Origin of the sequence: Mesorhizobium sp. NPDC059025, assembly GCF_042739655.1 — a bacterium.
Taxonomy (GTDB): Bacteria; Pseudomonadota; Alphaproteobacteria; order Rhizobiales; family Rhizobiaceae; genus Mesorhizobium.
Genome location: NZ_JBHYIM010000004.1, coordinates 340,993 through 361,232, shown reverse-complemented (window position 1 = coordinate 361,232; position 20,240 = coordinate 340,993). Strand labels below are relative to the sequence as shown.

The window sequence follows — 20,240 nt, the reverse complement described above, 5'->3', positions numbered from 1 at the left end:
GAGAACGCTATGCTCATCGATCGACTTGCTACATTGACGGGCCTTGCCGTCGTGACCCTGTTCCTGGCCCAGCCGGCCAGCGCACTCACGATGGCCGAGTGCAGCACCAAATATAACGCGGCCAAGGACGCCGGCACGCTCGCCGGCCAGACCTGGAACCAGTTCCGCAAGGCGCAGTGCGGCACCGATGCCAGCGCAGCCGAGGAAGCCAAGCCGGCCAAGAAGGCAAAGGCCGCTGCCGAGGACACCAGCAAGCCGGCAAAAAAAGCCGCTGCAGCGAGCGATGACACGGCAAAGGGCCTGACCGCCAAGGAATGCTCGGCCAAGTACCAGGCTGCCAAGGCCGCCGGCACGCTGAATGGCTTGAAATGGAACGACTTCCGCAAGGCTCAGTGTGGCCCGGGCGCGAGTGCAGCAGTCGACACAACCGCTGCCCCGGCCAAGCCTGCCAAGGCTTCGACCAAGGCGGCTGACGCTGCCGCTGGCGGCAAGGGCCTGACCATGGCCGAGTGCTCGACCAAGTACCAAGCAGCCAAGAGCGGCGGTACGCTGGGCGGCCAGAAGTGGAACGACTTCCGCAAGGCAAATTGCAGCGCAGGCGCCAATGACGACGACTCCGTGCCTGCGGCCGACGAAGCCACCTACACCAGCGACCCGGAAACCCCGACGGCCAAGGCGCCGAGCGGCGTCAAGTTCCCGAGCGCGGTTGCGAAGAAGTATTCGTCCGAGTCGCCGGGCAAGGCACGTATGCACACCTGCCTCGACCAGTACTACACCGCCAAGGACAACAATGCCCTCGGTGGCCTCAAGTGGATCCAGAAGGGCGGCGGTTACTACAGCCTCTGTAACGCCCGCCTGAAGAGCTGACCGACGGCGCTTCAGCGCCAAATCAGCGTCAAGTACAAGGAATCGCGTGAGTTTCGCTCACGCGATTCTTTTTTTGTCCCGACAGTGAGATTCTTGTGGAACGTAAGAAGAACAAATAGTATACAAACAGCGTTTACTAGCTCACGCATCGGGAGGTTGCATGCGAGTTCTTTATCTGGCGGCCACTGCCGCGACTATCTTGTTTCCACTCGGCGTCATGCCGGCCAGCGCGCTGACGATGAAAGAGTGCAGCGCCAAATATCAGGCCGCAAAGGATGCCGACACACTCAATGGAATGACGTGGACTGCTTTCCGCAAGGCGGAATGCGGTTCCGACACGGCTGATGCAGGTGACGCTGCAACTGCCGTCACCGCGGAGAAGGTTGCCTTCGTTTCCTTCAAGGAGTGCGGCGCCCGCTACCAGGAAGCCAAGCGCAACGATGAACTGAACGGTCGCGGCTGGGACGAATATCGGACCGCGGAATGCGGCCACACGCTGGACAAGAAAGAGGCATCCGCCGCTTCGGCCTTGGCGAATCCGGCGGAAGCACCGGCCGGCGTTACCTTCCCGACTGAGATCGCTGCCGATTTCAAGGACGAAACGCCGTCGAAGGCGCGCATGCATTCCTGCCTGAAGCAGTATCACGCCAACAAGGAGGCAGGCACGCTGAACGGGCTGCGCTGGATCCAGAAAGGCGGCGGCTACTACAGCATTTGCAGCAAGCGGCTGAAAGCCACTCAGCCAGCCTAACCTGATTGGACATCAAAGGGTCGCGAACCACGAGGTTGGCGACCCTTTTTCTTTGCCCGCACATCCGTTGCAGCTAACGCAACGAGGCGATCCAGTCGGCAAGCAGCTTGACCGCATCCGGATCGGCTATATGCCGGCCGAGTTCAGGCATCATCACGCCGGGTGCCGTGCTTTCGACGCGGTAAGTCACGATCGAACGATCGGGCTCACCGGGCACGATATCGAATTCGCGATCGCCAGAACCTCGCCCTGCCGCAGCCGGCCGCTTCAACACACCGTACCGCACCGGTACATTCTCGCCATATGTCAGGAACAGGCCCGTATTGCTGGCTGGTCCTTCAGCACGATGGCAGTGCGCACAATTGACGTCCAGCCATGTGCGGGCCCGTTTCTCAAGGAGCGCAGCATCATCGCGCCAATCGGTGGCGGCCGGTATTTCCGCAGTTTCAGGCATTCCGGCAAGTAGGCCAGCCGCACGCCAATGGGCAAGCTGGTTCTCGGCTCCGTTCGCATAAGCGTAGTCGATGTTCAGGTTGCGAGCCTTCGGACCGAGCGGCGTGATCTTGCCGTTGAAGGCATGGCATGCCTTGCATTGGTTCTTGTTGGGTACCGAATAGTCGAACGATAGCGGCGTCCCATCGGCTCCGATCGTAGCGATCGCAACCTTCGCGCCGGCAATCTTCAGCGTGGCGTCGGTCTGCTGGTCGTTCCACAGATAAGCCCAGGCCAACCAGCCATCCGCATGATGCAACAGGACCCGGGTCTCGATCAGCCGCAGTTTCTCGCCCGGTTTTCTGTAGTCTGCAGGAAAGGCGAAAGTCTTGACCAGCGCAGTTCCCACCGGAAAATCGAAGGCTTCCGTGGGATCGTACTTCACGGCCTCGCCATTGGGTACATAGACGAAACGGAACTTCTCGGCGCCATCCGAAAACAGCGGCGTCGCCAGGCGAAACGGCACGACACCGGACGCCGGCGTCTGTTTTTGCAGGTCTTCGAAGAAACCGAACTCGGACAATTGCTTCGGCGGCGTTGCACCGAGAATTGCCGTTTCGGAAACGGCTCGAGCGGAAACGGTCAGCGAGGCAATCACTCCCGCTGCCACAACCAGGGGCCTTGCAAGCCTGGCAAATCTCACGCCCCGCCGTCCTGTGGCAGTTTGACGGGCGCCGGTTCAGGCAAGCTGCCCTTGTAGGCTGTAATATCGGTATCGGGCCACCAACCCCAGGGCAGCAGCAACTGCGACAGCATTTTCAGATTGACGAAGCTCGTGCCTTCCGCCTCGTCGACGTAAACCTGGTTCTCGGCGGAAACCCAGCTTAGATATTCGGGAATCCTTGTCACGCCATCCCAGACAATGTCCGGTACGGGTGTGCCTGAGATGTCGGTGATCATCTTGCCCACTTCGCCGTCGGGTGCGTTGCCGCCTTCGCCATAGGTGTTGCCGTGCACGAAGACACCCCGCGGTACGAACATGTAGTTCTTGTCATCGTAGTCCTTGGGATAGGCACCGATCAGCACATGCGTGGTGCCGTTGCCCGACAGGCGATTGCCGAACACATGCACGTTGCGGTTCGCCATCACCATGATGCCGGTGCCTTTCGGCACCATCGCCACGGTATTCCCCTTGGGGGCGAAATTCGCCGTGTCGTTGTCCACGACATCATTGTCGAAGACACGGATGTCGTGGCCACCTTGCACCGGCAGGTTGGGCAGATCGAAAATCAGAATGCCACCGGTGTTGTGGGTCGCGACATTCTTGTAGACGTCGGCGCGCATGGAGTTTTCGATCTCTATGCCCGCGACATTGTATTCGGCTCTTGAGTTGCGCACGATGATGTCCTCGCTCTGGCCGACATAGATGCCGGCGTCGGAGGCACCGCGCACGGTAACCCTGTCGATCAGCACATGCTTGGAGGAGACGGGATAAACGCCGTAGGAGCCGTTTTTCTCGTTCGGTCCGTTCGTCCATTCAACGCGCAGATTGCGGAAGGTGATCTGTTTTGAACCTTTGGATTTGACACCGTCACCCTTGGCGTCTTCGACTGCAAAGTCTTCCAGCACAACGCGATCCGAGGTGACGAGCAGCCCTTCGCCCGAACCGGTCTGGCCTTTCAGCGAAAGGATCGTCTGATCGGGGCCTGCGCCTTTGACGGTCACGTCATCGGCGTCGAGCGACAGACCTTCGGTCAACTCGATGCGCCCCGGGCCGATCGCGACGGTGTCGCCCGGTTGCGCGGAAATCAGCGCCTCGACGAGTTTCTCCGCCGCGCCATCTCCGGCAGCAACAGCAATCTCCGCTGCGGAAGCGGGTGCAGCCAGGAAGGCCACATACCCAAGAAACAGTGCTGCCCGCACCTTGGTTGAACGCATCGCCCTCTCCCTTGCGCAGCGTCGTTTTGTCCGGACAATGCGCCCGCGCTGGACAGCTGTCAACAAAGATGAAAATGTTTCACTTATGGATCGTCCGACCGCCCGCTCGAAACCTGTTGAACCACGCCAGCGCCGCGCGCTGAAAACGCGCACCGCCTTGCTCGAAGCCGTGGAAAGCGTTGTCGCCTCGGATGGACATGACGCGGTAACGACAACCCGCATCGCCGCCGAAACCGGCGTCGCGGTCGGCACGATCTACCGGTATTTTATCGACCGGGAGGCCTTGCTGCTTGCCGCCTACGAAGCAACTGTTGCACGCATCGTCGCACAGTGCCTTGCAACGCTCGACGCACTGCCTTCGGATATGAAGGCAGTCGACGCCGCCCGCGCCCTGCTCTCACGCTATCTGGAAGAGGCCGACTCCATTCCTGCCCATACCGGCCTGCTCGCGGCAATGCGGTCCATCCGGCCGATCGAGACCGACCAGCAAACCGATGCCCATACCGGCATCACAGGCGACCTGCTTGTGCCTTTCCTCGCACGCTATGCAACGGGCCCGGAAAGCCTCGAGCCAGTACGGTTGCGCTTTCTGAGCGTGATGGTCAGCACGATGGTCGACCTCTACCTCGTCACCAGCGATGGCAATGCCCGTGCCAGCCTGCGCGAAGAGATCGAAGCCCATGTCGCGCTGATGGTGGAGCGAATTGGCCGGCAGGCTGCCTGATCAGGCAGGAGCGCTTCGCCCGACCGCGCTGAGTTCAGCCCAGTCGAGTTCTTCTTCCAACACATGGAATGCGTCGTCGCCGATGACGAAGGTCCGCCTCAGTTCGATTGCGCGGGCGCGGGCAGCGGTGATGGCTTGAAGCCGCAGGGCACCACCTGGCAGACCTGCCGCCTGATAAGGCTCGCCCCCGACCTCGCATAGCTCGACAATGGCACCGTATTCCTTGCGCAACAGCCTGGCCGCGAGACTGTCTTCCTCCCCGATGGCTGCAACGGCTGCCTTGTAGGCTTCAACGCGTCCGTGCCGCACCTCCCGTCCAACGGGGTCGTCGTCGGAAAGGCCCAGCCACAGGATCAGCGGCCGCAAGGTCAGCCCCTGCAGCACCAGCGTGCCGAAGACCACAGCGAATGCGGCAAACAGGATGAGATCACGATAAGGGAAAGGTGATCCGTCACGCATCGTCTCGGGTATCGAAAAGGCCGCGGCGAGGGTGACGATGCCACGCATGCCGGCCCAGGAGATCACGATGCCGCTCGCGCGTGTCGGCCTCGACATGGGCCGCGGCGGATTGAAGCCATAGCGCTCGATGCGCCAGCGGATCAGCTTGTTGTAGCTCATCACCCAGGCGAAGCGCGTGAGAATGACGACGGCAAGGATGGTCGCCGCAAACAGCACGTAGTTGCCGCGCATATCTGGCGTCAGCCGCTCCCAGATCGGGCCGAGCTGCATGCCGATGAGCACAAAGGCCATGGCGTTGAGGATGAAGACGACCGCTTCCCAGACAGCATAGACCGGCACTCGCAGCCTGGCCGGCATGCTTGGCCCACGCGTGTTGGCGATCGTCATCGCATAGACGACGATGGTCAGGATGCCGGACAGGCCGATCGCTTCGGCAGCAATCCAGACGCCGAAGGTGACGGTGAACTGGGCGATGATCGAAGTCGGGAAATCTTCGAAGCGCAGGGCCGGCGTGAGCACGCGCGCCAGCACATATCCGGCCGCCACGCTTCCGAACACCGTCAGCAGGAAAACCGGCACACCGCTCGACAGCGAAAGCCCGCCCCCCAGCACCGCCATGACGGCCAGCTTGTAGAGCAGCAGCGCGCTGGCATCGTTGAGCAGGCTTTCGCCTTCGAGGATCTTCAGGAGCCGGTGCGGCAGCTTGACCTGTCGCATGACGGCGGTCGCCGCTGCCGCGTCCGGTGGCGCTACGATGGCGCCGAGCGCGACGGCGACTGGCCACGGCATGTCCGGCACCAGCCATCGCGCCGCCAGGGCCACGGCGAGCGTGGTCAAGCCGACAGCCATCAGCACGAGGCCGGTCACCGGTAGCCAGTTGTCGCGAAGATCGCGCAGGGAAGTGTCGTAGGCGGAATCGACCAGCACCGGCGCCACGAACAGAGCGAGTGCCAGATGTGGATCAAGCGTCCATTGCGGACTGCCTGGCAGAAACGGGATCAGCACACCGCCGACGGCAAGAAAAGTCGGATACGGCACGGCCAGCCGTCTCGCCAGCGCCGAAAGCAGCGCGGCGCCAAGCAGAAGCGCGATGATCCATTCGAATGTCTGCATGGCCGTACCGGTCCGTGTCCTTCCAGCGTGGGACTTCGGGGCTTGGCGCTCGTGAACACGAACGCTTCCGGTGACAATAGCGGCGATTGCGAAGCTCGTCTTCAGCCCCATTCGCAAGCATCGACAAGCACGGTCCTCAAAAGAAAACGCCGCGACGAGGTCGCGGCGTTTTCAATCAATCCGTGCAAGCCTTAGTTCGACGGCTGCGGTTCCATGCCGCCTTCAGGCTCCGGCCCCTTCTTGCGGCGGCCACCCGTACCGGCCTTCGGCACAGCCGATCCGCGCGCGGTCGGCGTATCGTCGCCAAGGTCACGCGACGGCTTCTGGCCCGCGATCAACTGCTTGATCTCGTCACCGGAAAGCGTCTCGTATTCGAGCAGGCCTTCGGCCAGCGCGATCCAGTCCTTCTTCTTCTTGGTCAGGATCGTCTTGGCGGTCGAATAGGCTTCGTCGATCAGGCGGCGCACCTCGGCGTCGATGATCTGCGCGGTCTCTTCCGACACGTTCTGCGTACGCGCCACGGAGTGACCGAGGAACACCTCTTCCTGGTTCTCGCCATAGGCGACGTGCCCGAGCTTGTCGGAGAAGCCCCAGCGCGTGACCATGGCGCGCGCAAGCTTCGTCGCCTGCTCGATATCCGACGAGGCGCCGGAGGTGATGTTCTCCTTGCCGAACTTGAACTCCTCTGCCACGCGGCCGCCCATCATGATGGCAAGGCGCGAGATCATGTATTTGTAGCTCATCGAGTAGCGGTCGCCCTCGGGAAGCTGCATGACCATGCCCAGCGCACGGCCGCGCGGAATAATGGTCGCCTTGTGCAGGGGGTCAGCCGCCGGCACGTTGAGCGCCAGGATGGCATGGCCGGACTCGTGATAGGCGGTCAGCTCCTTCTCGGCCTGCGTCATGGCCGAGGAACGGCGCTCCGCGCCCATCATGATCTTGTCCTTGGCGTCCTCGAACTCCTGCATGGTGACGAGGCGCTTGTTGCGCCGCGCCGCCATCAGCGCCGACTCGTTGACGAGGTTCATCAGGTCGGCACCCGAGAAGCCCGGCGTACCGCGCGCGACCGTCTTCAGGTCGACATTCGGCGCCAGCGGCACGTTGCGGACATGCACTTTCAGGATCTTCTCGCGGCCGACGATGTCGGGGTTGGGCACGACGACCTGGCGGTCGAAGCGGCCCGGACGCAGCAGCGCAGGATCCAGCACGTCGGGACGGTTGGTGGCAGCGATCAGGATGATAGACTCGTTGGCCTCGAAGCCATCCATCTCGACCAGCAACTGGTTCAGCGTCTGCTCGCGCTCGTCATTGCCGCCGCCGAGGCCGGCGCCGCGATGACGGCCGACCGCATCGATTTCGTCGATGAAGATGATGCAGGGAGCGTTCTTCTTGGCCTGCTCGAACATGTCACGGACGCGGCTCGCGCCGACGCCGACGAACATCTCGACGAAGTCCGAACCGGAGATGGTGAAAAACGGCACGTTGGCTTCGCCGGCAACCGAACGGGCCAGCAGAGTCTTGCCGGTGCCGGGAGGGCCGACCAGCAGCACGCCGCGCGGAATCTTGCCACCTAGCCGCTGGAACTTCTGCGGGTCGCGCAGGAATTCGACGATTTCTTCCAGATCCTGCTTGGCTTCGTCGACGCCGGCGACATCCTGGAAGGTGACGCGGCCATGCGCCTCGGTGAGCAGCTTGGCCTTGGATTTGCCAAAGCCCATCGCGCGACCGGAGCCGGACTGCATCTGGCGCATGAAGAAAATCCACACGCCGAGGATCAGGATCATCGGCAGCCACGAGATCAGGTAGCCGAACAGCGTGTTGGAGCCGTCAGTTTCAGGACGGGCGTTGATGACGACGTTCTTTTCCTCGAGCCGCGAGACCAGCGTGGGATCGCCGGGCGAGTAGGTCTGGAAGCCAGCCGCATTGTCGGCATAGGTACCGGAGATGCGCTCACCTGCGATCGTCACCGCCTTGACGCGTCCCGAGGCGACATCCTGCAGGAACTGCGAATAAGGAACGTCCGTGGAAGCCCCACGGGTCTGCGGCGTCTGGAACAGATTGAAGAGAGCGATCAGCAGCACCGCTATAATCGCCCAGAGCGCGAGATTACGATAGTTCGGATTCATCGATTGTCCCGTTGGCGCCCGGTTTAGGGCGCGGATCCTTGAAGAGTTAGGCCTAACATAGGGAGAGCGTTCCCCCTTGCCAAGCATAAGAACATGGCTCGGTTAAGCATTAGCGCTCGCTTTGGATCCGTCAGACGCTCTCAGCGGTGACACAGGGAGGGAGGGAGCGCCGATGAGCGCCGAAGCGGCGCGTGCGACCTCCAGGTCGAAGCCGGACAGGAACTGTGCGAAAGGTGCGACGACAGGAACGACCTCCACCCCCGGCAATTGTCCGGGTTCGCCTAAGGAACCGAGGCAGATGTCGCCTTGCCAGACCGCCGGCTCCGCTGCACGGGCGGCACGAAACAGGCTTGCCGGAGCTTCCTCTCCCACCGAGGCCGGGCTTTCCAGAGCCTCCTTGCGCCCAAACGGAGCGATCACACAACCCTCGACGTCGTCGTCGAAAGTGATGCGATACCGCCCATCCCAGACGGCTCCATCCGACAACGTTGAGGCAGCAGGAAGGCCACGGGCTTCACGGTAGAGAAAAAGGCCTGCGCGGCGCACGTCGATCACCGTCCGCGACAATGTAGCGCGACCTGCACCGGCCGCTGACATCCGCAAGAGCCCCGCAACGCGATGCTTGTCAGGGAGGAAGGGCGTCCCTCCCGCAACGGCAAGCAGGACGCGCAGAGCCTGGAGTACCGCCTGTGGGTCGGTTTCGGCCGCGAATTCGGGAGCAAGGCGGATAAGCCCCGGGGCCAATCGCCTACCGTAGCGATCGATCAGAGCGGCGGCACGGCGACCGAGATCCTCGCGCTCAGGCGCGACCCGACGCGCAGTGGCCAGAAGATCCTCGACGCGGTTTTCGTCGGCCGCGAGCATGGCGCGCGCACGCGGCCGCTCGAATGCGGGGTCGAGATTGGTTGGGTCGTCGATCCACCCGCGACCGCTCACTGTCAGCAGCGTGCGCAGGGCTGAACGGCGTTCGGCCAGCAGCGGGCGCAGGATCCAGACATCGCCGTCATAGAGTGTCGCGGGCGCCATGCCGGCCAGCCCTGGCCCTTCGTCCCGCGCCTGCCGCATGACGACGGTCTCGGCCTGGTCGTCGGCGGTATGGCCGGTCACGACGATGCCGACCCCTTCGTCGCGGGCGACACCGGCAAGCAGCCTGTAGCGCGCTTCGCGTGCGGCGGCGGGAATGCCGCTCGAAGGTTTGGTGCCTTCCCAGACAACGGTGCGGTGGACGATGCCCAGTTCCTTGCACAGGCCGGCAACGGTTTGCGCCTCGGCAGCGGATGAAGAACGCAGGGCGTGATCGACGGTCACGGCAATGAGCCGCGCCGAAGGCAGAAAACGGTCGAAATGGTTCTTCAGGAGAACAAGCAGAGCGGTCGAGTCACTGCCGCCGGAAATGGCGGCTACGGCGCCTTGGCCGAAATCGATCCGCGAGAAAAGCATGGCCGCAGGCGTTGAGCCCGCTTGTTGCATCAGCACGAGGCGAGCGCCCGCTCCTGCTTGACGCGTTCCTTGAGAGCGCTGGAGGCGTCGGGGTAGCGCTTGCCCACCTCGGCGAAAGTCGCGCAGGCGACGTCGCGCTGCTTGAGGCCGATCAGCGAGATGCCGAGCTTCAGCAGCATGTCGGGGGCCTTCTTGGATTTGGAATAATCCTTGCTGGCGGCCAGGAAGACTTCGGCCGCATCACGGTATTTCTGTTGTCCGAGCAGGGATTCGCCCAGCCAATAGTGGGCGTCGGCCGCCTTGGCGTCGGATGGATAGCGCTGGATATGCTGGCGGAAGCCTTGTTCCGCGGTGTTGTAGTCGCCCGAAAGCACGAACTGATAGGAATTGCGGTAGAGTTCATCCGGGCTGTTGGTCGACGGCAGCGAAGCGACCACGCCACCGCCCTCGGCGGGTGCCTGCGAGGCCGAGCCTGAATTCGGAACATCCGCCGGCGGCACGGCGCTGATGACATTGCCGTTCTTGTCGACCGTGATGGTACCGAAGGAGGTTGCCGGCTTGCCCGTGACCAGCGTCCCTGGCTCGCCATTGCCGGAATCGATGATGAGATCGCCAACCTGGTCGCCGGTTTCGCTTTGTCCGCCGGGCGGCACCGTCTGGCTGGCGGATTGTCCCGGCGCGGAAGGCTTGGCGCCGGCGGTAGCCGGCGCGGAAGGCGCGGCCGAGGCGGGTGCCTGGGCCACGCTGCTGCCGCTGGTGGCGGCGTCGGACTTCTTCTGCGGAGCAGCACCGCCACCCTGCTCGATCTGCTGGAAGCGGAACTCGTTGTCTTCCTGAGTCTTGCGCAACTGTTCCTGCAGCTGCAGGATCTGGAAGTTCAGTTCTTCGATCTTGCCATTCATCTGGCGGATCTGGTCCTCCAGGCCGACTGAGCCCGATTGGGCAAGCTGCACCGGCTCACTCTTCTTTTCCTTGCCGCCAAATACGCCCGGAAGTCCGAAGCTCGGCAAGCTGAAGGAAAAGCCGTCTTCAATGGTCCGCACAGGTCCGGCGGCACTGGCGGGTGCGATCACACTCGCTGCGAGCAGGACTGCAAGCGTCCCGCTCAGGATTGTTCTAAAATGCATTGGTCTCTCGCCATCAGGGTCAAAACAGATCATCGCCCGGAAGCGGCCATCGCCTGGGAACGATTTGCCGACCCGAACGCATCCGCTTTTAGCAGGGCGCGAGACTTCGGCCAAATTTTGTTTCAACCAGAAACAAGGATGCGTTCGGCCAAGAAAAAAGGCGGCCATGTGGCCGCCTCCCGCAATTCCTGTGATGTCTCCGGCCGCGGCCGGCAGCAATCAGGAGCCAGCGCCAGACAGGGTGGTGACCGCGCGGCGGTTCTGCGACCAGCACGAGATGTCGTCGCAGACGGCGACGGGGCGTTCCTTGCCGTAGGAGATCGTCTTCAGGCGATTTCCCGCCACACCCTTGCCGATCAGGAAGTCGCGGGTCGCGGCAGCGCGGCGGGCGCCGAGCGCCAGGTTGTATTCGCGGGTGCCACGCTCGTCGGCATGACCTTCGACGACGATGGCGTACTGGCCATACTTGTTCAGCCACTGGGCCTGGCGGCCGAGCGTTTGCTGCGCGTCAGCGCGGATCGAGGAAGAATCGGTGTCGAAGAAGATGCGGTCGCCGACGTTGACGGTGAAGTCCTGAGCCGAGCCAGGGGTGGCAGCACCGCCGCCCAGGCCGAGATCGGCCGCGCTGTTCGGGGTCTTCTTCGAGGCGCAGCCTGCAATCGCCAGCGAGGCGACCAGCGCGATCATGACCGGGTTCGTGGTAAGCTTTGCGATACGGCGCATGCCGCCTCTCCTTCGCATTCGAGTGATTTCGTTGATCTGCCAGTAACCACGTTTGGGTTAACCGGCGCTCAAGAAACACGGTTAAAATTCTGTTGCGGCCGCCGTCCGCGACCATCGCCGCGGCTTGCAGTCAGGTAGACCAAGATCCCGTGACACGCTTGACGCTGCACTGTACTGCCCGGAAAGCGTAGCCGGCTTGCGCTGCCCACTCTGATCCCCAGACCATTCGGTCGAGGCTCTAGCCCGAAATGCGGCCAAAACGCGACCAAGGCACGAAAAAGGGGCCACGAGGCCCCTTTCTGTAGAGTTTCAGGATCAATCCGTCATTCCAGAAGCGGTGACCAGGCCGGGTCGGAGCCGAAGCCGGAAGTCGGGATCGGCTGCTCGTTGCGGCCGGTCAGGTCGATCGAATAGAGCTTCGGGCCGCCGCCGCTCTCGCGGAAGAACATCAGCACACGTCCGTTCGGCGCCCAGGTCGGGCCTTCCTGCTGGAAACCTGTCGACAGGATGCGCTCGCCCGAACCATCCGTCTTCATCACGCCGATCTGGAACTGACCGCCACCTTGCTTGGTGAACGCGATCAGGTCACCGCGCGGAGACCATACCGGCGTGGAATAGACGCCGTCGCCGAAGGAGATACGGTGTGGATTGGAGCCGTCGGCGCCCATGACATAGATCTGGGAGCGGCCACTGCCGCCGCCGCGATCCGAAGTGAAGACAACCTGCGAACCATCCGGCGAATAGGACGGCGAGGTGTCGATCGCCGACGAGTCGGTGAGGCGTGTGGTCGAGCGGCTCCTCAGGTCCAGCGCATAGATGTTGGAATTGCCGTCGTCGCGCAGCAGGCTCATGATCACCTTCTGGCCATCCGGCGAGAAGCGCGGCGCAAATGTCATGCCGGGGAAATTGCCGACGAGTTCGCGCTGACCGGTCTCCAGCTGCAGCAGGTAGACTTTCGGCACACCGCTTTCGTAAGACATGTAGGTGATTTCCTGCCGGTTCGGCGAGAAGCGCGGCGTCAGCACGATCGCTGCGCCATTGGACAGGAAGCGTGCATTGGCACCGTCCTGGTCCATGATGGCGAGGCGCTTCTTGCGCGCATTCTTGGCGCCCGTCTCGTCGATGTAGACGACGCGCGTGTCGAAATAGCCCTTTTCGCCGGTCAGACGCTCGTAGATCGCGTCGGCGATGATGTGGGCGACACGGCGCTGGTTGGCTGCGTTCGCGAAAAACTGCTCACCCGCCAGTTGCTGGCCTGCGAACGTATCCCACAGACGATACTCGGCACGGATACGACCGTCCGCTTCCTTGTTGACACGGCCGGTCACCAGCGCCTGGGCGTTGATGACCTTCCAGTCCTCGAAGCGAGGCGTCTGGTCGGGATTCGATATCTTCTCGATGAAGGCACCCTTGTCGATCGGCGCAAACAGACCGGACCGTTTGAGGTCCGCAGCGACGATGCTGGATATTTCCGCACCGAGCTCGCCGGACGACTGGAAATCGGTGATGGCGATCGGCATAGGCTCGACATTGCCCTTCGTCACATCAATTTCGACGAGTGCGTACGCTGGCGGCGTAGTAAGACCGCTGAAGCCAACGACAACAGCGCCAAAAAAGACAAAGACTCGAAGAAGAAATTTCATAAGCATATTCCCGTTTTCTCCGCACGCGTTACATGCCCATCTCGCGTGGGTCGAAATTGACGATAACTTCCGACCAGATATCTTGTTTTCCAGCGGGAAGTACGAGGCCGACCATGTTACATTTCTGGACGGCACGAATAGCACTCTCATCAAATTGACGGTTGCCGCTTGACGATTCCACGACAGGCATTCCGTCGAGCTTCCCGTCTGAAGCGACGTTGAATTTGATCTTCGCGCGTAAATCCGAGCTACCTTCAGCACCAACCGGGATAGACCAACAACCAGCCAGTTGATCCGACAACGCCCCACGCTCACTGTTGCTAAGTTTTTGACCAGTATCGCGGCTTCCACCAAGCGAGGACTGCGACGTCGAGCGCTTGGCCCCGCCGCCGGAAGGTTTTTCCTTGTTCGCAAGGGCCGTGTTCTTGTCGTTCTGGCCATCGTCCTCCGATTTTGGGCGAGAAGACGCTTCCTTGACTGGCTTCTCCGAATCCTTGCGGTCCGGTGCCTTGGCAGTTTCGGCCTGGGCCTGCTCAGGGCGCGGCTTGGCCTCCGGCGCCGGCGCCGAATTGGGCAGCGCGACGGATTCCGTCGGCTGCGAAGCAATCGCTTCGGCCACCGCATCCGGCTTTACGGGCTCAGGCTTGGTCTCGGCAGGTTTCTGCTCGGCTGGCTTTGGCGCAGGCTCCGGTTCCTTCACCGGCTGCGGCTTGGGCTCCGGCTTCTTGACTGGATCGGGCTTCACATCCTGCTTCGGCTGCTCTGCCGGCGCGACTTCCGTTGCCGGCGTTGGCTTCGGCTCTTCCTTCGGCTTTGGCGCGTCCTCTGGCTTCGGCTTTTCAGTCGGAGTCGGGGCCTTGGGCATCGCCTCCGTGTTCTCGACCGGTTTTGGTTTCGCGGTCGGCGTCACCGGCTGATCGGTATCGATGCTGTTCTCACCGACCTTCTGGGCATTGGCGACAATATCGGGACGCTCGGTCGGCTTCGGCGCCGGCTTGTCGCGCATGGTCGACTTCTTGTCGCCCTGCACCGACTGCGCAACATCCTCCACCGGGACGATGTCCACGGGGAACGACTCGACGTTCATGGGCTGGAACGCAGGCGGAGCCCTGAGCGTGAACAGGCCGAAGCCGATCACGGCAGCATGCAGGATCACCGATGTGGTGAGGCCGGCCTTCAAGGTTATTTGTCCTGTTCCTGCAGCGTGACCAGGCCGAGGTTCTTGTAACCGGCGGCCGAGATGCGGGCCATAACCTTCATGACCGTACCGTAGTCGGCAGCCTTGTCGCCGCGGATGAAGATGCGCTCTTCGTAACCGGTCTTGGCTATGGCCTCGAGCTTCGGCACCACTTCCTCGAGCGGGATCACGGTTTCCTGAAGATGGATTTCGCCAGCCTGGTTCACCGAGACGGTGATGGGCTGGGTTTCCGCATTCATCGGCTTGGCCTGCGTTTCCGGCAGGTCGATCGGCACGCCGACCGTAAGCAGCGGCGCCGCCACCATGAAGATGATGAGCAGCACCAGCATGACGTCGACGAATGGCGTGACGTTGATTTCGGACATCAGGCCGTGATGGCGGCCGCGCCGCCTGTGGCCGCGTCCACCGCGTCCCGAACCGCCCGAGCTGACTGACATTCCCATCGGCGTAATTCCTCAGGCGGCCTTCTGGGCCACTTTCTCATCGATTTGGCGCGACAGTATGGCGGAGAACTCGTCGGCGAAGCCCTCCATGCGCACCGCGATCTTGCCGGCGTCCGACGACAGCTTGTTGTAGGCGATGACGGCCGGGATAGCGGCGAGCAGGCCGATGGCGGTGGCCAGCAGCGCTTCGGCGATACCGGGTGCCACCACGGCAAGATTGGTCGACTTCGAGCCGGCGATGGCCTGGAACGAGGTCATGATGCCGACCACCGTGCCGAACAGGCCGATGAAGGGCGCGGCCGAACCGATGGTGGCGAGGAAGCCAAGGCGACCTTCCAGGCGTTCCATTTCGCGCGTCAACGCCAGATCCATCGCCTTGTCGATGCGGGTCTGCAGCGCGAGCGGCGACTTGGCGCCCTTTTCGAAGCTCTTCTTCCATTCGCGCATGGCGGCTACGAAGATGGCACCCATGCCCACGGTCTTGCGATCGGCAAGGTTGCGGTAGAGCTCTTCCAGCGACTGACCCGACCAGAACACCTGTTCGAAGCGGTTGAGCGCGACGCGCAGCCGCGCAAAGGAAACCAGCTTGTCGACGACGATGGCCCAGGTCCAGACCGAGGCGCCGATGAGGCCCAGCATGACCAGCTTGACCACCCAGCCGGCCTGCATGAACAAGCCCCAAATCGACAGTTGCGCGCCCGGATCGGCGAGTGCGATGTTTTCCATGGTTTCTTCCTTAAGAATTCCCGGGCCCGGCTCGCCGCTAGCCCCCTGGCGCTCTACCCCTTGTGGTCCGTTCGCGCGAAGCTTCCGGAAATGCCCAAAAGGCGCCTTTCGCGGCCTTTTCACGACAAATATTGGTAAAACGAAGGCACGGACGCCTCCAAACTTCACCAATGTCTTCATGAACCGTTATGGTTAAGGAGAGGTTAGGAATCGCAATCGTTGTGCGGCGCAACATTACTGCCGCGCGAACATCCGGTCACAACAGAGTGAAAAAGCTCGCTTAGCGGCCCTTTGGCATGAAGGCAGCCACCCACTCTTTCGGAAAGCGGCGTGGACGGCCATTCTCGCCGATGATCGCAGCCTCGACCCTGGCATCGACCAGCACTTCCGCATCGCGTTTGAGTTGCTGCGCCATGAAGATGCGTGCGCCGGAGATGTCGTCAGCGCGCGTGTCCACCGTCAGGATGTCGTCTATGCGGGCCGGCGAGCGGAAGTCGATCTCCATGCGGCGGACGACCCAGACGATCTTCTCGCCATGCTTGCCCTCGGCGAGTTCAGTGTGGTGGACGCCGGCCAGGCGCAGGAAATCCGAGCGGCCGCGCTCCAGGAATTCGAGATAGCGGGCATGGTAGACGACGCCGGAGAAATCGGTGTCGGCATAATAGACCCGCGCCATCAGCCGATGGCCGAATTCGGTCAGCGCGCCGGAAATGCCGCCGAGCAGGTCGTCCGCGCCGGACATCGATCAATCCCCTTCCTGGAAAAGATTGATCTGCTGCTGCGCGAGATCGCGCGGCATCTCCAGGCCGAGATGCCTCCAGGCATTGGCCGTCAGCACGCGCCCGCGCGGGGTACGCTGGATGAAGCCCTGCTGGATCAGATAGGGCTCGATGATATCCTCGATCGCATCCCGTGGCTCCGAAAGGCCCGCCGCGATCGTTTCGATGCCGACCGGCCCGCCGCCGAAATTCATGGCGATCATGGAAAGATAGCGCCGGTCGAGCTGATCGAGGCCGAGCGCATCGACTTCAAGCCGCGACAACGCCTCGTCCGCAACCTTGCGCGACACGGTCTCGGCACCGGCGACCGACGCGAAGTCGCGGACGCGGCGCAGCAGCCGGCCAGCAATACGCGGCGTACCACGGGCACGACGGGCGATCTCGACGGCGCCATCATCGGCGATCGGCATGCTGAGGATGCGCGCCCCGCGCCGTACGATCAGCTCCAGTTCCTCGACCGTGTAGAAATTCAGCCGCACCGGAATGCCGAAACGATCGCGCAGCGGATTGGTGATGAGCCCGAGGCGCGTCGTGGCGGCCACCAGCGTGAAACGGGCCAGATCGATCTTGACCGAGCGCGCCGCTGGCCCTTCGCCAATGATCAGGTCGAGCTGGAAATCCTCCATCGCCGGGTAAAGGATTTCCTCCACTGCCGGACTGAGCCGATGGATCTCGTCGATGAAGAGAACGTCACGGTCTTCCAGATTGGTCAGCAATGCCGCGAGATCGCCGGCTTTGGCGATCACCGGGCCCGACGTCGAGCGGAAATTGACGCCCATCTCTCGTGCCATGATCTGCGCCAGCGTTGTCTTGCCCAGTCCGGGCGGACCAACGAACAGGACATGGTCGAGCGCATCGCCACGGCCCTTGGCAGCTTCGATGAAAACCTTCAGGTTCGCACGCGCAGCCGCCTGGCCGACAAAGTCATCCAGCGTCTGCGGGCGCAGCGTCTGGTCGGCATCCTCGCCGCGCTTTTCGGACGAGATGAGACGGGGGGCGGTATTCATGCCCCTCTCCTCGCACGAGAGAGGGGGCCGAACAAGCTGCGCGTCACCGCGCCAGTTCCTTCAGTCCCAGCCTGATCAGCTTGGCTGAATCGGCTCCGTCGCCTGCGGTCTTCAAGGCAGCAGCCACGGCATTGGCAGCGATGTCACGCGAGTAGCCAAGATTGGTGAGTGCCGATACCGCATCGGCGACGGGTGCTGCCGCCACGCCCTCGCCCAGCTCCTGCTTCAAGCCGATGGTGCCTGAAGCCTCGCCCGCAAAGGCCGGGGCCTTGGTCTTCAGTTCGGTGACGATGCGTTCGGCTACCTTCTTGCCGACGCCGGGCGCCCGGGACACCATGGCGATGTCGCGCAGGGCGATTGCGTTCGCGAGGTCGGACGGTGACAGCGTCGACAGAATCGCCAGCGCAACCTTGGCACCGACGCCCTGGACATTGTTCATCAGCAGGCGAAACCACTCCCGCTCCAGCGCGGTCTGGAAGCCGTAGAGGCGGATCATGTCCTCGCGCACATAGGTTTCGATGTGCAGCACCACCGCTTCCCCGGGCCCGGGGAGGGCCGAGAGCGTCCGCGCGGAGCAGTAGGCGACATAGCCGACACCGTGCACATCGACGAGGCAGTGATCCTCCTCGATTTCGTCCACGGTGCCCTTCAGCTTGCCAATCATCGAGATTGCCCCGTCATGCCACAGCCAAACGATAGGCTACGCTCTGCCGATGATGCGCATGACAGATCGCGATCGCCAGAGCGTCGGCGGCATCGTCGGTGTCGAAGGCTGCTTTCGGCAACAGCACCTTCACCATCATGTGGATCTGCTTCTTGTCGCCATGGCCTACGCCGATCACCGTCTTCTTGACAGCGTTGGGCGCATATTCGGCCACCAGCAACCCGGCACGCGCCGGCACCAGCATGGCGATGCCGCGCGCCTGGCCGAGCTTCAGCGTCGCCGACGCATCCTTGTTGACGAAAGTCTGCTCGACGGCGGCTTCCTGCGGCATCAGTTGATGCAGCACCTCGGCCAGCCCGTCGTGCAGCTGGCACAAGCGCGCCGCCAACGCCGCCTTGTCGTCGGAGCGTACGGTACCCGCGGCGACGAAACGCAGTGAATTGCCCAGGCTTTCGACGACACCCCAACCGGTGCGCCGCAACCCAGGATCGATACCGATGATGCGAATCGTTTCCGCCATGCGCGAAGTCTACCTTTCACGCAGAGCGATGCCAGAGAAATGTGAACAAACCAGAAACAGCCCGTGGATCGAGAGCTGCGTGCCGAAACTCCGGCTCAGCCGCCGGCAAAGGCTGTCTTGAGCAGCGTGATCTGGTCGGATACCGGGTTGGAACGGCGGTTGGCTGGCTGTGCATGAACGGTGCTGCCGTTGCCGTAGATTTCCTCATCCATGCGCCGTACCAGCGACTGCAGGCGCAGCGATCGGTTGACGAGATCGAGGAAGTCGTCCGGCAACTCGCTCCAGCCGGCAGCCTCGCTATGCGCCGAGGCGGTGTCCAGCCGCACCTTGGATTTCTCCGAGGCAACCTGATCGCGGGTCATTTCGCCGGAATTCGCAGCACGCTGCAGGAGCAGCCAGGATGCGATCTGCATGAGCCGTGTCGTCAAGCGCATCGATTCAGCGGCATAGAGCGTCGCAGCCAGCCGCGACAGCTTCTTGGCTTCGAGACGACCCTTGCCGTCAAGATACTCAGCCGTACGCTCCACGAGCCCCATGCCTTCGTCATAGAGCGGCTTGAACGACTGCGAAAAAACCCTTCGCTCGGCCAACTTGATCGTGTTCGCGCTTTCCTTGGAAGGCTCGCTCATTTCCTGTTCCGTATTCGCATTCTTCCGGCCGAATCGGCATCATGCCGCCGGTTTCCAAGCCTATATGACAGTGGCTAAGAAAATGCGCCGGGACTTCTCGCAAGGCAAGCACATGTTTAACAAACGGTTAACGGCGGGTCTGCGGCAGCCAATACGCCCTGGCGGCAGGACAAAAAAAGAGCCGCGATAAGGCGGCTCTCAGGAGTTTAACAGGGAGGCGTCAAACAAAGTGGCTCCAACCACTCGGTAAGAATCCAGATCACTGGATGCACATAGTAAACGCTCGTAAAGCTTAATGAACTCTTAACAGCGGCCGATTTTTTTTAGGAACCCAGCTGCAGGTGTGCCGTATCAGCACAGCAGCGGCCACCACCGGCGATCCCGACAGAGTGAAAAACCTCACTCTCAATTTCCTTCTTCTTGCAGTATCTTTCCCGGGAAATCGGGAATGGTGCCATCCCGCTCGGAGCGGGACGAATGCCGGCGCCGCAAACGTTTGCGCTCTCGTCTGCACCGGCAAGACGATCAACCTGGGGGATTATCCATGCAAGGCGTGTCTCGGAATTTCTTTGCGCTCGCTATCGTCTATGCGGTGTGCGGCATGGCGTTGGGCCTGCACATGGCGATCAGCCAGGACCACACCGAAATGCCGGTGCATGCACACGCACTGGTCGCGGGCTGGCTGACATCCGCGGTCTTTGCCATCTTCTACCATCTGTTTCCGGCAGCTCGCGAAACAAGGCTGGCAACGATCCATTTCTGGCTGACGGCGCTGAGCGGCATCGGCTTGCTGGTGACGCTCTACATCCTGCTGGCTGGAAACACCGCTATTGAACCCGTGGTTGGCATCTGCTCCATCCTGTTCTTTGCGGCCATGCTGCTGTTCGCGGTCATTGCCCTGCCGGTGCTGCGCAAGGCATGATCCGAATGC

General features: G+C 62.3%; 20 protein-coding genes. 4 read left to right on the top strand and 16 right to left on the bottom strand.

The window, feature by feature from the left end:
* The first annotated feature begins 9 nt into the window (after positions 1–9).
* Both ACFWYE_RS13040 and ACFWYE_RS13035 read left to right on the top strand, forming a co-directional pair.
* The gene (locus ACFWYE_RS13040) at positions 10–867 is read left to right on the top strand and encodes a hypothetical protein (RefSeq protein WP_379111811.1); all 858 of its coding nucleotides are present in this window, start codon (positions 10–12) and stop codon (positions 865–867) included.
* Between the two features lie 160 nt (positions 868–1,027).
* On the top strand, positions 1,028–1,618 hold the full coding sequence (locus ACFWYE_RS13035; RefSeq protein ID WP_245488543.1) for an antifreeze protein: 591 nt from the start codon (positions 1,028–1,030) through the stop codon (positions 1,616–1,618).
* Positions 1,619–1,691: 73 nt separating this feature from the next.
* Here ACFWYE_RS13035 and ACFWYE_RS13030 read toward each other — a convergent pair whose 3' ends face one another.
* Positions 1,692–2,753 (bottom strand): SO2930 family diheme c-type cytochrome, encoded by a 1,062-nt coding sequence (locus tag ACFWYE_RS13030; RefSeq protein WP_379111809.1) that lies wholly within the window; start codon positions 2,751–2,753, stop codon positions 1,692–1,694.
* Complete coding sequence (locus ACFWYE_RS13025; RefSeq protein ID WP_379111807.1) at positions 2,750–3,988, bottom strand: parallel beta-helix domain-containing protein; 1,239 nt, start codon at positions 3,986–3,988, stop codon at positions 2,750–2,752. Before ACFWYE_RS13025 ends, ACFWYE_RS13030 begins: the two co-directional genes overlap by 4 nt.
* Before the next feature lie 85 nt (positions 3,989–4,073).
* On the opposite strand from ACFWYE_RS13025, the gene ACFWYE_RS13020 reads away from it, so the two are divergent.
* Positions 4,074–4,712 (top strand): TetR/AcrR family transcriptional regulator, encoded by a 639-nt coding sequence (locus tag ACFWYE_RS13020; protein ID WP_379111805.1) that lies wholly within the window; start codon positions 4,074–4,076, stop codon positions 4,710–4,712.
* Here ACFWYE_RS13020 and ACFWYE_RS13015 read toward each other — a convergent pair whose 3' ends face one another.
* From ACFWYE_RS13015 to ACFWYE_RS12950, 14 genes are all read right to left on the bottom strand, one after another.
* Positions 4,713–6,284: a cation:proton antiporter gene (locus ACFWYE_RS13015; RefSeq protein WP_379111803.1), complete on the bottom strand. Its 1,572-nt coding sequence runs from the start codon at positions 6,282–6,284 to the stop codon at positions 4,713–4,715.
* 191 nt (positions 6,285–6,475) lie between these two features.
* Positions 6,476–8,410, bottom strand: coding sequence for an ATP-dependent zinc metalloprotease FtsH (gene ftsH / locus ACFWYE_RS13010; protein WP_129412721.1), 1,935 nt, complete (start codon positions 8,408–8,410; stop codon positions 6,476–6,478).
* A 102-nt stretch (positions 8,411–8,512) separates the two neighbouring features.
* Positions 8,513–9,880, bottom strand: coding sequence for a tRNA lysidine(34) synthetase TilS (gene tilS / locus ACFWYE_RS13005; RefSeq protein ID WP_379111989.1), 1,368 nt, complete (start codon positions 9,878–9,880; stop codon positions 8,513–8,515).
* On the bottom strand, positions 9,880–10,977 hold the full coding sequence (gene ybgF, locus ACFWYE_RS13000) for a tol-pal system protein YbgF (protein ID WP_379111800.1): 1,098 nt from the start codon (positions 10,975–10,977) through the stop codon (positions 9,880–9,882). The genes tilS and ybgF overlap by 1 nt, the downstream gene beginning before the upstream one ends.
* A 219-nt stretch (positions 10,978–11,196) precedes the next feature.
* Complete coding sequence (gene pal / locus ACFWYE_RS12995) at positions 11,197–11,700, bottom strand: peptidoglycan-associated lipoprotein Pal (protein ID WP_129412719.1); 504 nt, start codon at positions 11,698–11,700, stop codon at positions 11,197–11,199.
* A 323-nt stretch (positions 11,701–12,023) separates the two neighbouring features.
* Positions 12,024–13,343 (bottom strand): Tol-Pal system beta propeller repeat protein TolB, encoded by a 1,320-nt coding sequence (gene tolB, locus ACFWYE_RS12990; protein ID WP_379111798.1) that lies wholly within the window; start codon positions 13,341–13,343, stop codon positions 12,024–12,026.
* A 28-nt stretch (positions 13,344–13,371) separates the two neighbouring features.
* A complete protein-coding gene (locus tag ACFWYE_RS12985; protein ID WP_379111796.1) occupies positions 13,372–14,523 on the bottom strand; it encodes a cell envelope integrity protein TolA in 1,152 nt (383 codons plus the stop codon).
* Between the two features lie 2 nt (positions 14,524–14,525).
* Positions 14,526–14,984, bottom strand: a complete 459-nt coding sequence (gene tolR, locus ACFWYE_RS12980; RefSeq protein WP_054313860.1) for a protein TolR — start codon at positions 14,982–14,984, stop codon at positions 14,526–14,528.
* 12 nt (positions 14,985–14,996) lie between these two features.
* Positions 14,997–15,710 carry a protein TolQ gene (tolQ, locus tag ACFWYE_RS12975; RefSeq protein WP_379111794.1) on the bottom strand — a complete coding sequence of 238 codons (714 nt, stop codon included), beginning with the start codon at positions 15,708–15,710 and terminating at the stop codon, positions 14,997–14,999.
* A 280-nt stretch (positions 15,711–15,990) separates the two neighbouring features.
* The gene (ybgC, locus tag ACFWYE_RS12970) at positions 15,991–16,452 is read right to left on the bottom strand and encodes a tol-pal system-associated acyl-CoA thioesterase (RefSeq protein WP_129412715.1); all 462 of its coding nucleotides are present in this window, start codon (positions 16,450–16,452) and stop codon (positions 15,991–15,993) included.
* Positions 16,453–16,455: 3 nt separating this feature from the next.
* Complete coding sequence (gene ruvB / locus ACFWYE_RS12965) at positions 16,456–17,496, bottom strand: Holliday junction branch migration DNA helicase RuvB (RefSeq protein ID WP_379065787.1); 1,041 nt, start codon at positions 17,494–17,496, stop codon at positions 16,456–16,458.
* 43 nt (positions 17,497–17,539) lie between these two features.
* Positions 17,540–18,160: a Holliday junction branch migration protein RuvA gene (ruvA, locus tag ACFWYE_RS12960; RefSeq protein WP_379065785.1), complete on the bottom strand. Its 621-nt coding sequence runs from the start codon at positions 18,158–18,160 to the stop codon at positions 17,540–17,542.
* A gap of 13 nt (positions 18,161–18,173) precedes the next feature.
* The gene (gene ruvC / locus ACFWYE_RS12955; protein ID WP_379111792.1) at positions 18,174–18,680 is read right to left on the bottom strand and encodes a crossover junction endodeoxyribonuclease RuvC; all 507 of its coding nucleotides are present in this window, start codon (positions 18,678–18,680) and stop codon (positions 18,174–18,176) included.
* 95 nt (positions 18,681–18,775) lie between these two features.
* Positions 18,776–19,309 (bottom strand): DUF1465 family protein, encoded by a 534-nt coding sequence (locus tag ACFWYE_RS12950; protein WP_129412711.1) that lies wholly within the window; start codon positions 19,307–19,309, stop codon positions 18,776–18,778.
* A 544-nt stretch (positions 19,310–19,853) separates the two neighbouring features.
* On the opposite strand from ACFWYE_RS12950, the gene ACFWYE_RS12945 reads away from it, so the two are divergent.
* Complete coding sequence (locus ACFWYE_RS12945; protein WP_379111790.1) at positions 19,854–20,231, top strand: hypothetical protein; 378 nt, start codon at positions 19,854–19,856, stop codon at positions 20,229–20,231.
* The last annotated feature ends 9 nt before the right edge of the window (positions 20,232–20,240 follow it).

Coding starts and splice junctions, on each gene's coding strand:
- tilS (WP_379111989.1), bottom strand. CDS start 9,880: ATGCAACAAGCGGGCTCAACGCCTGCGGCCATGCTTTTCTCGCGGATC.
- ruvC (WP_379111792.1), bottom strand. CDS start 18,680: ATGGCGGAAACGATTCGCATCATCGGTATCGATCCTGGGTTGCGGCGC.
- ACFWYE_RS12945 (WP_379111790.1), top strand. CDS start 19,854: ATGCAAGGCGTGTCTCGGAATTTCTTTGCGCTCGCTATCGTCTATGCG.
- ftsH (WP_129412721.1), bottom strand. CDS start 8,410: ATGAATCCGAACTATCGTAATCTCGCGCTCTGGGCGATTATAGCGGTG.
- ACFWYE_RS13025 (WP_379111807.1), bottom strand. CDS start 3,988: ATGCGTTCAACCAAGGTGCGGGCAGCACTGTTTCTTGGGTATGTGGCC.
- ACFWYE_RS13040 (WP_379111811.1), top strand. CDS start 10: ATGCTCATCGATCGACTTGCTACATTGACGGGCCTTGCCGTCGTGACC.
- ybgF (WP_379111800.1), bottom strand. CDS start 10,977: ATGCATTTTAGAACAATCCTGAGCGGGACGCTTGCAGTCCTGCTCGCA.
- ybgC (WP_129412715.1), bottom strand. CDS start 16,452: ATGTCCGGCGCGGACGACCTGCTCGGCGGCATTTCCGGCGCGCTGACC.
- ACFWYE_RS13035 (WP_245488543.1), top strand. CDS start 1,028: ATGCGAGTTCTTTATCTGGCGGCCACTGCCGCGACTATCTTGTTTCCA.
- tolR (WP_054313860.1), bottom strand. CDS start 14,984: ATGGGAATGTCAGTCAGCTCGGGCGGTTCGGGACGCGGTGGACGCGGC.
- tolQ (WP_379111794.1), bottom strand. CDS start 15,710: ATGGAAAACATCGCACTCGCCGATCCGGGCGCGCAACTGTCGATTTGG.
- ruvB (WP_379065787.1), bottom strand. CDS start 17,496: ATGAATACCGCCCCCCGTCTCATCTCGTCCGAAAAGCGCGGCGAGGAT.
- pal (WP_129412719.1), bottom strand. CDS start 11,700: ATGCGCCGTATCGCAAAGCTTACCACGAACCCGGTCATGATCGCGCTG.
- ACFWYE_RS12950 (WP_129412711.1), bottom strand. CDS start 19,309: ATGAGCGAGCCTTCCAAGGAAAGCGCGAACACGATCAAGTTGGCCGAG.
- ACFWYE_RS13015 (WP_379111803.1), bottom strand. CDS start 6,284: ATGCAGACATTCGAATGGATCATCGCGCTTCTGCTTGGCGCCGCGCTG.
- ACFWYE_RS13020 (WP_379111805.1), top strand. CDS start 4,074: ATGGATCGTCCGACCGCCCGCTCGAAACCTGTTGAACCACGCCAGCGC.
- ruvA (WP_379065785.1), bottom strand. CDS start 18,160: ATGATTGGCAAGCTGAAGGGCACCGTGGACGAAATCGAGGAGGATCAC.
- tolB (WP_379111798.1), bottom strand. CDS start 13,343: ATGAAATTTCTTCTTCGAGTCTTTGTCTTTTTTGGCGCTGTTGTCGTT.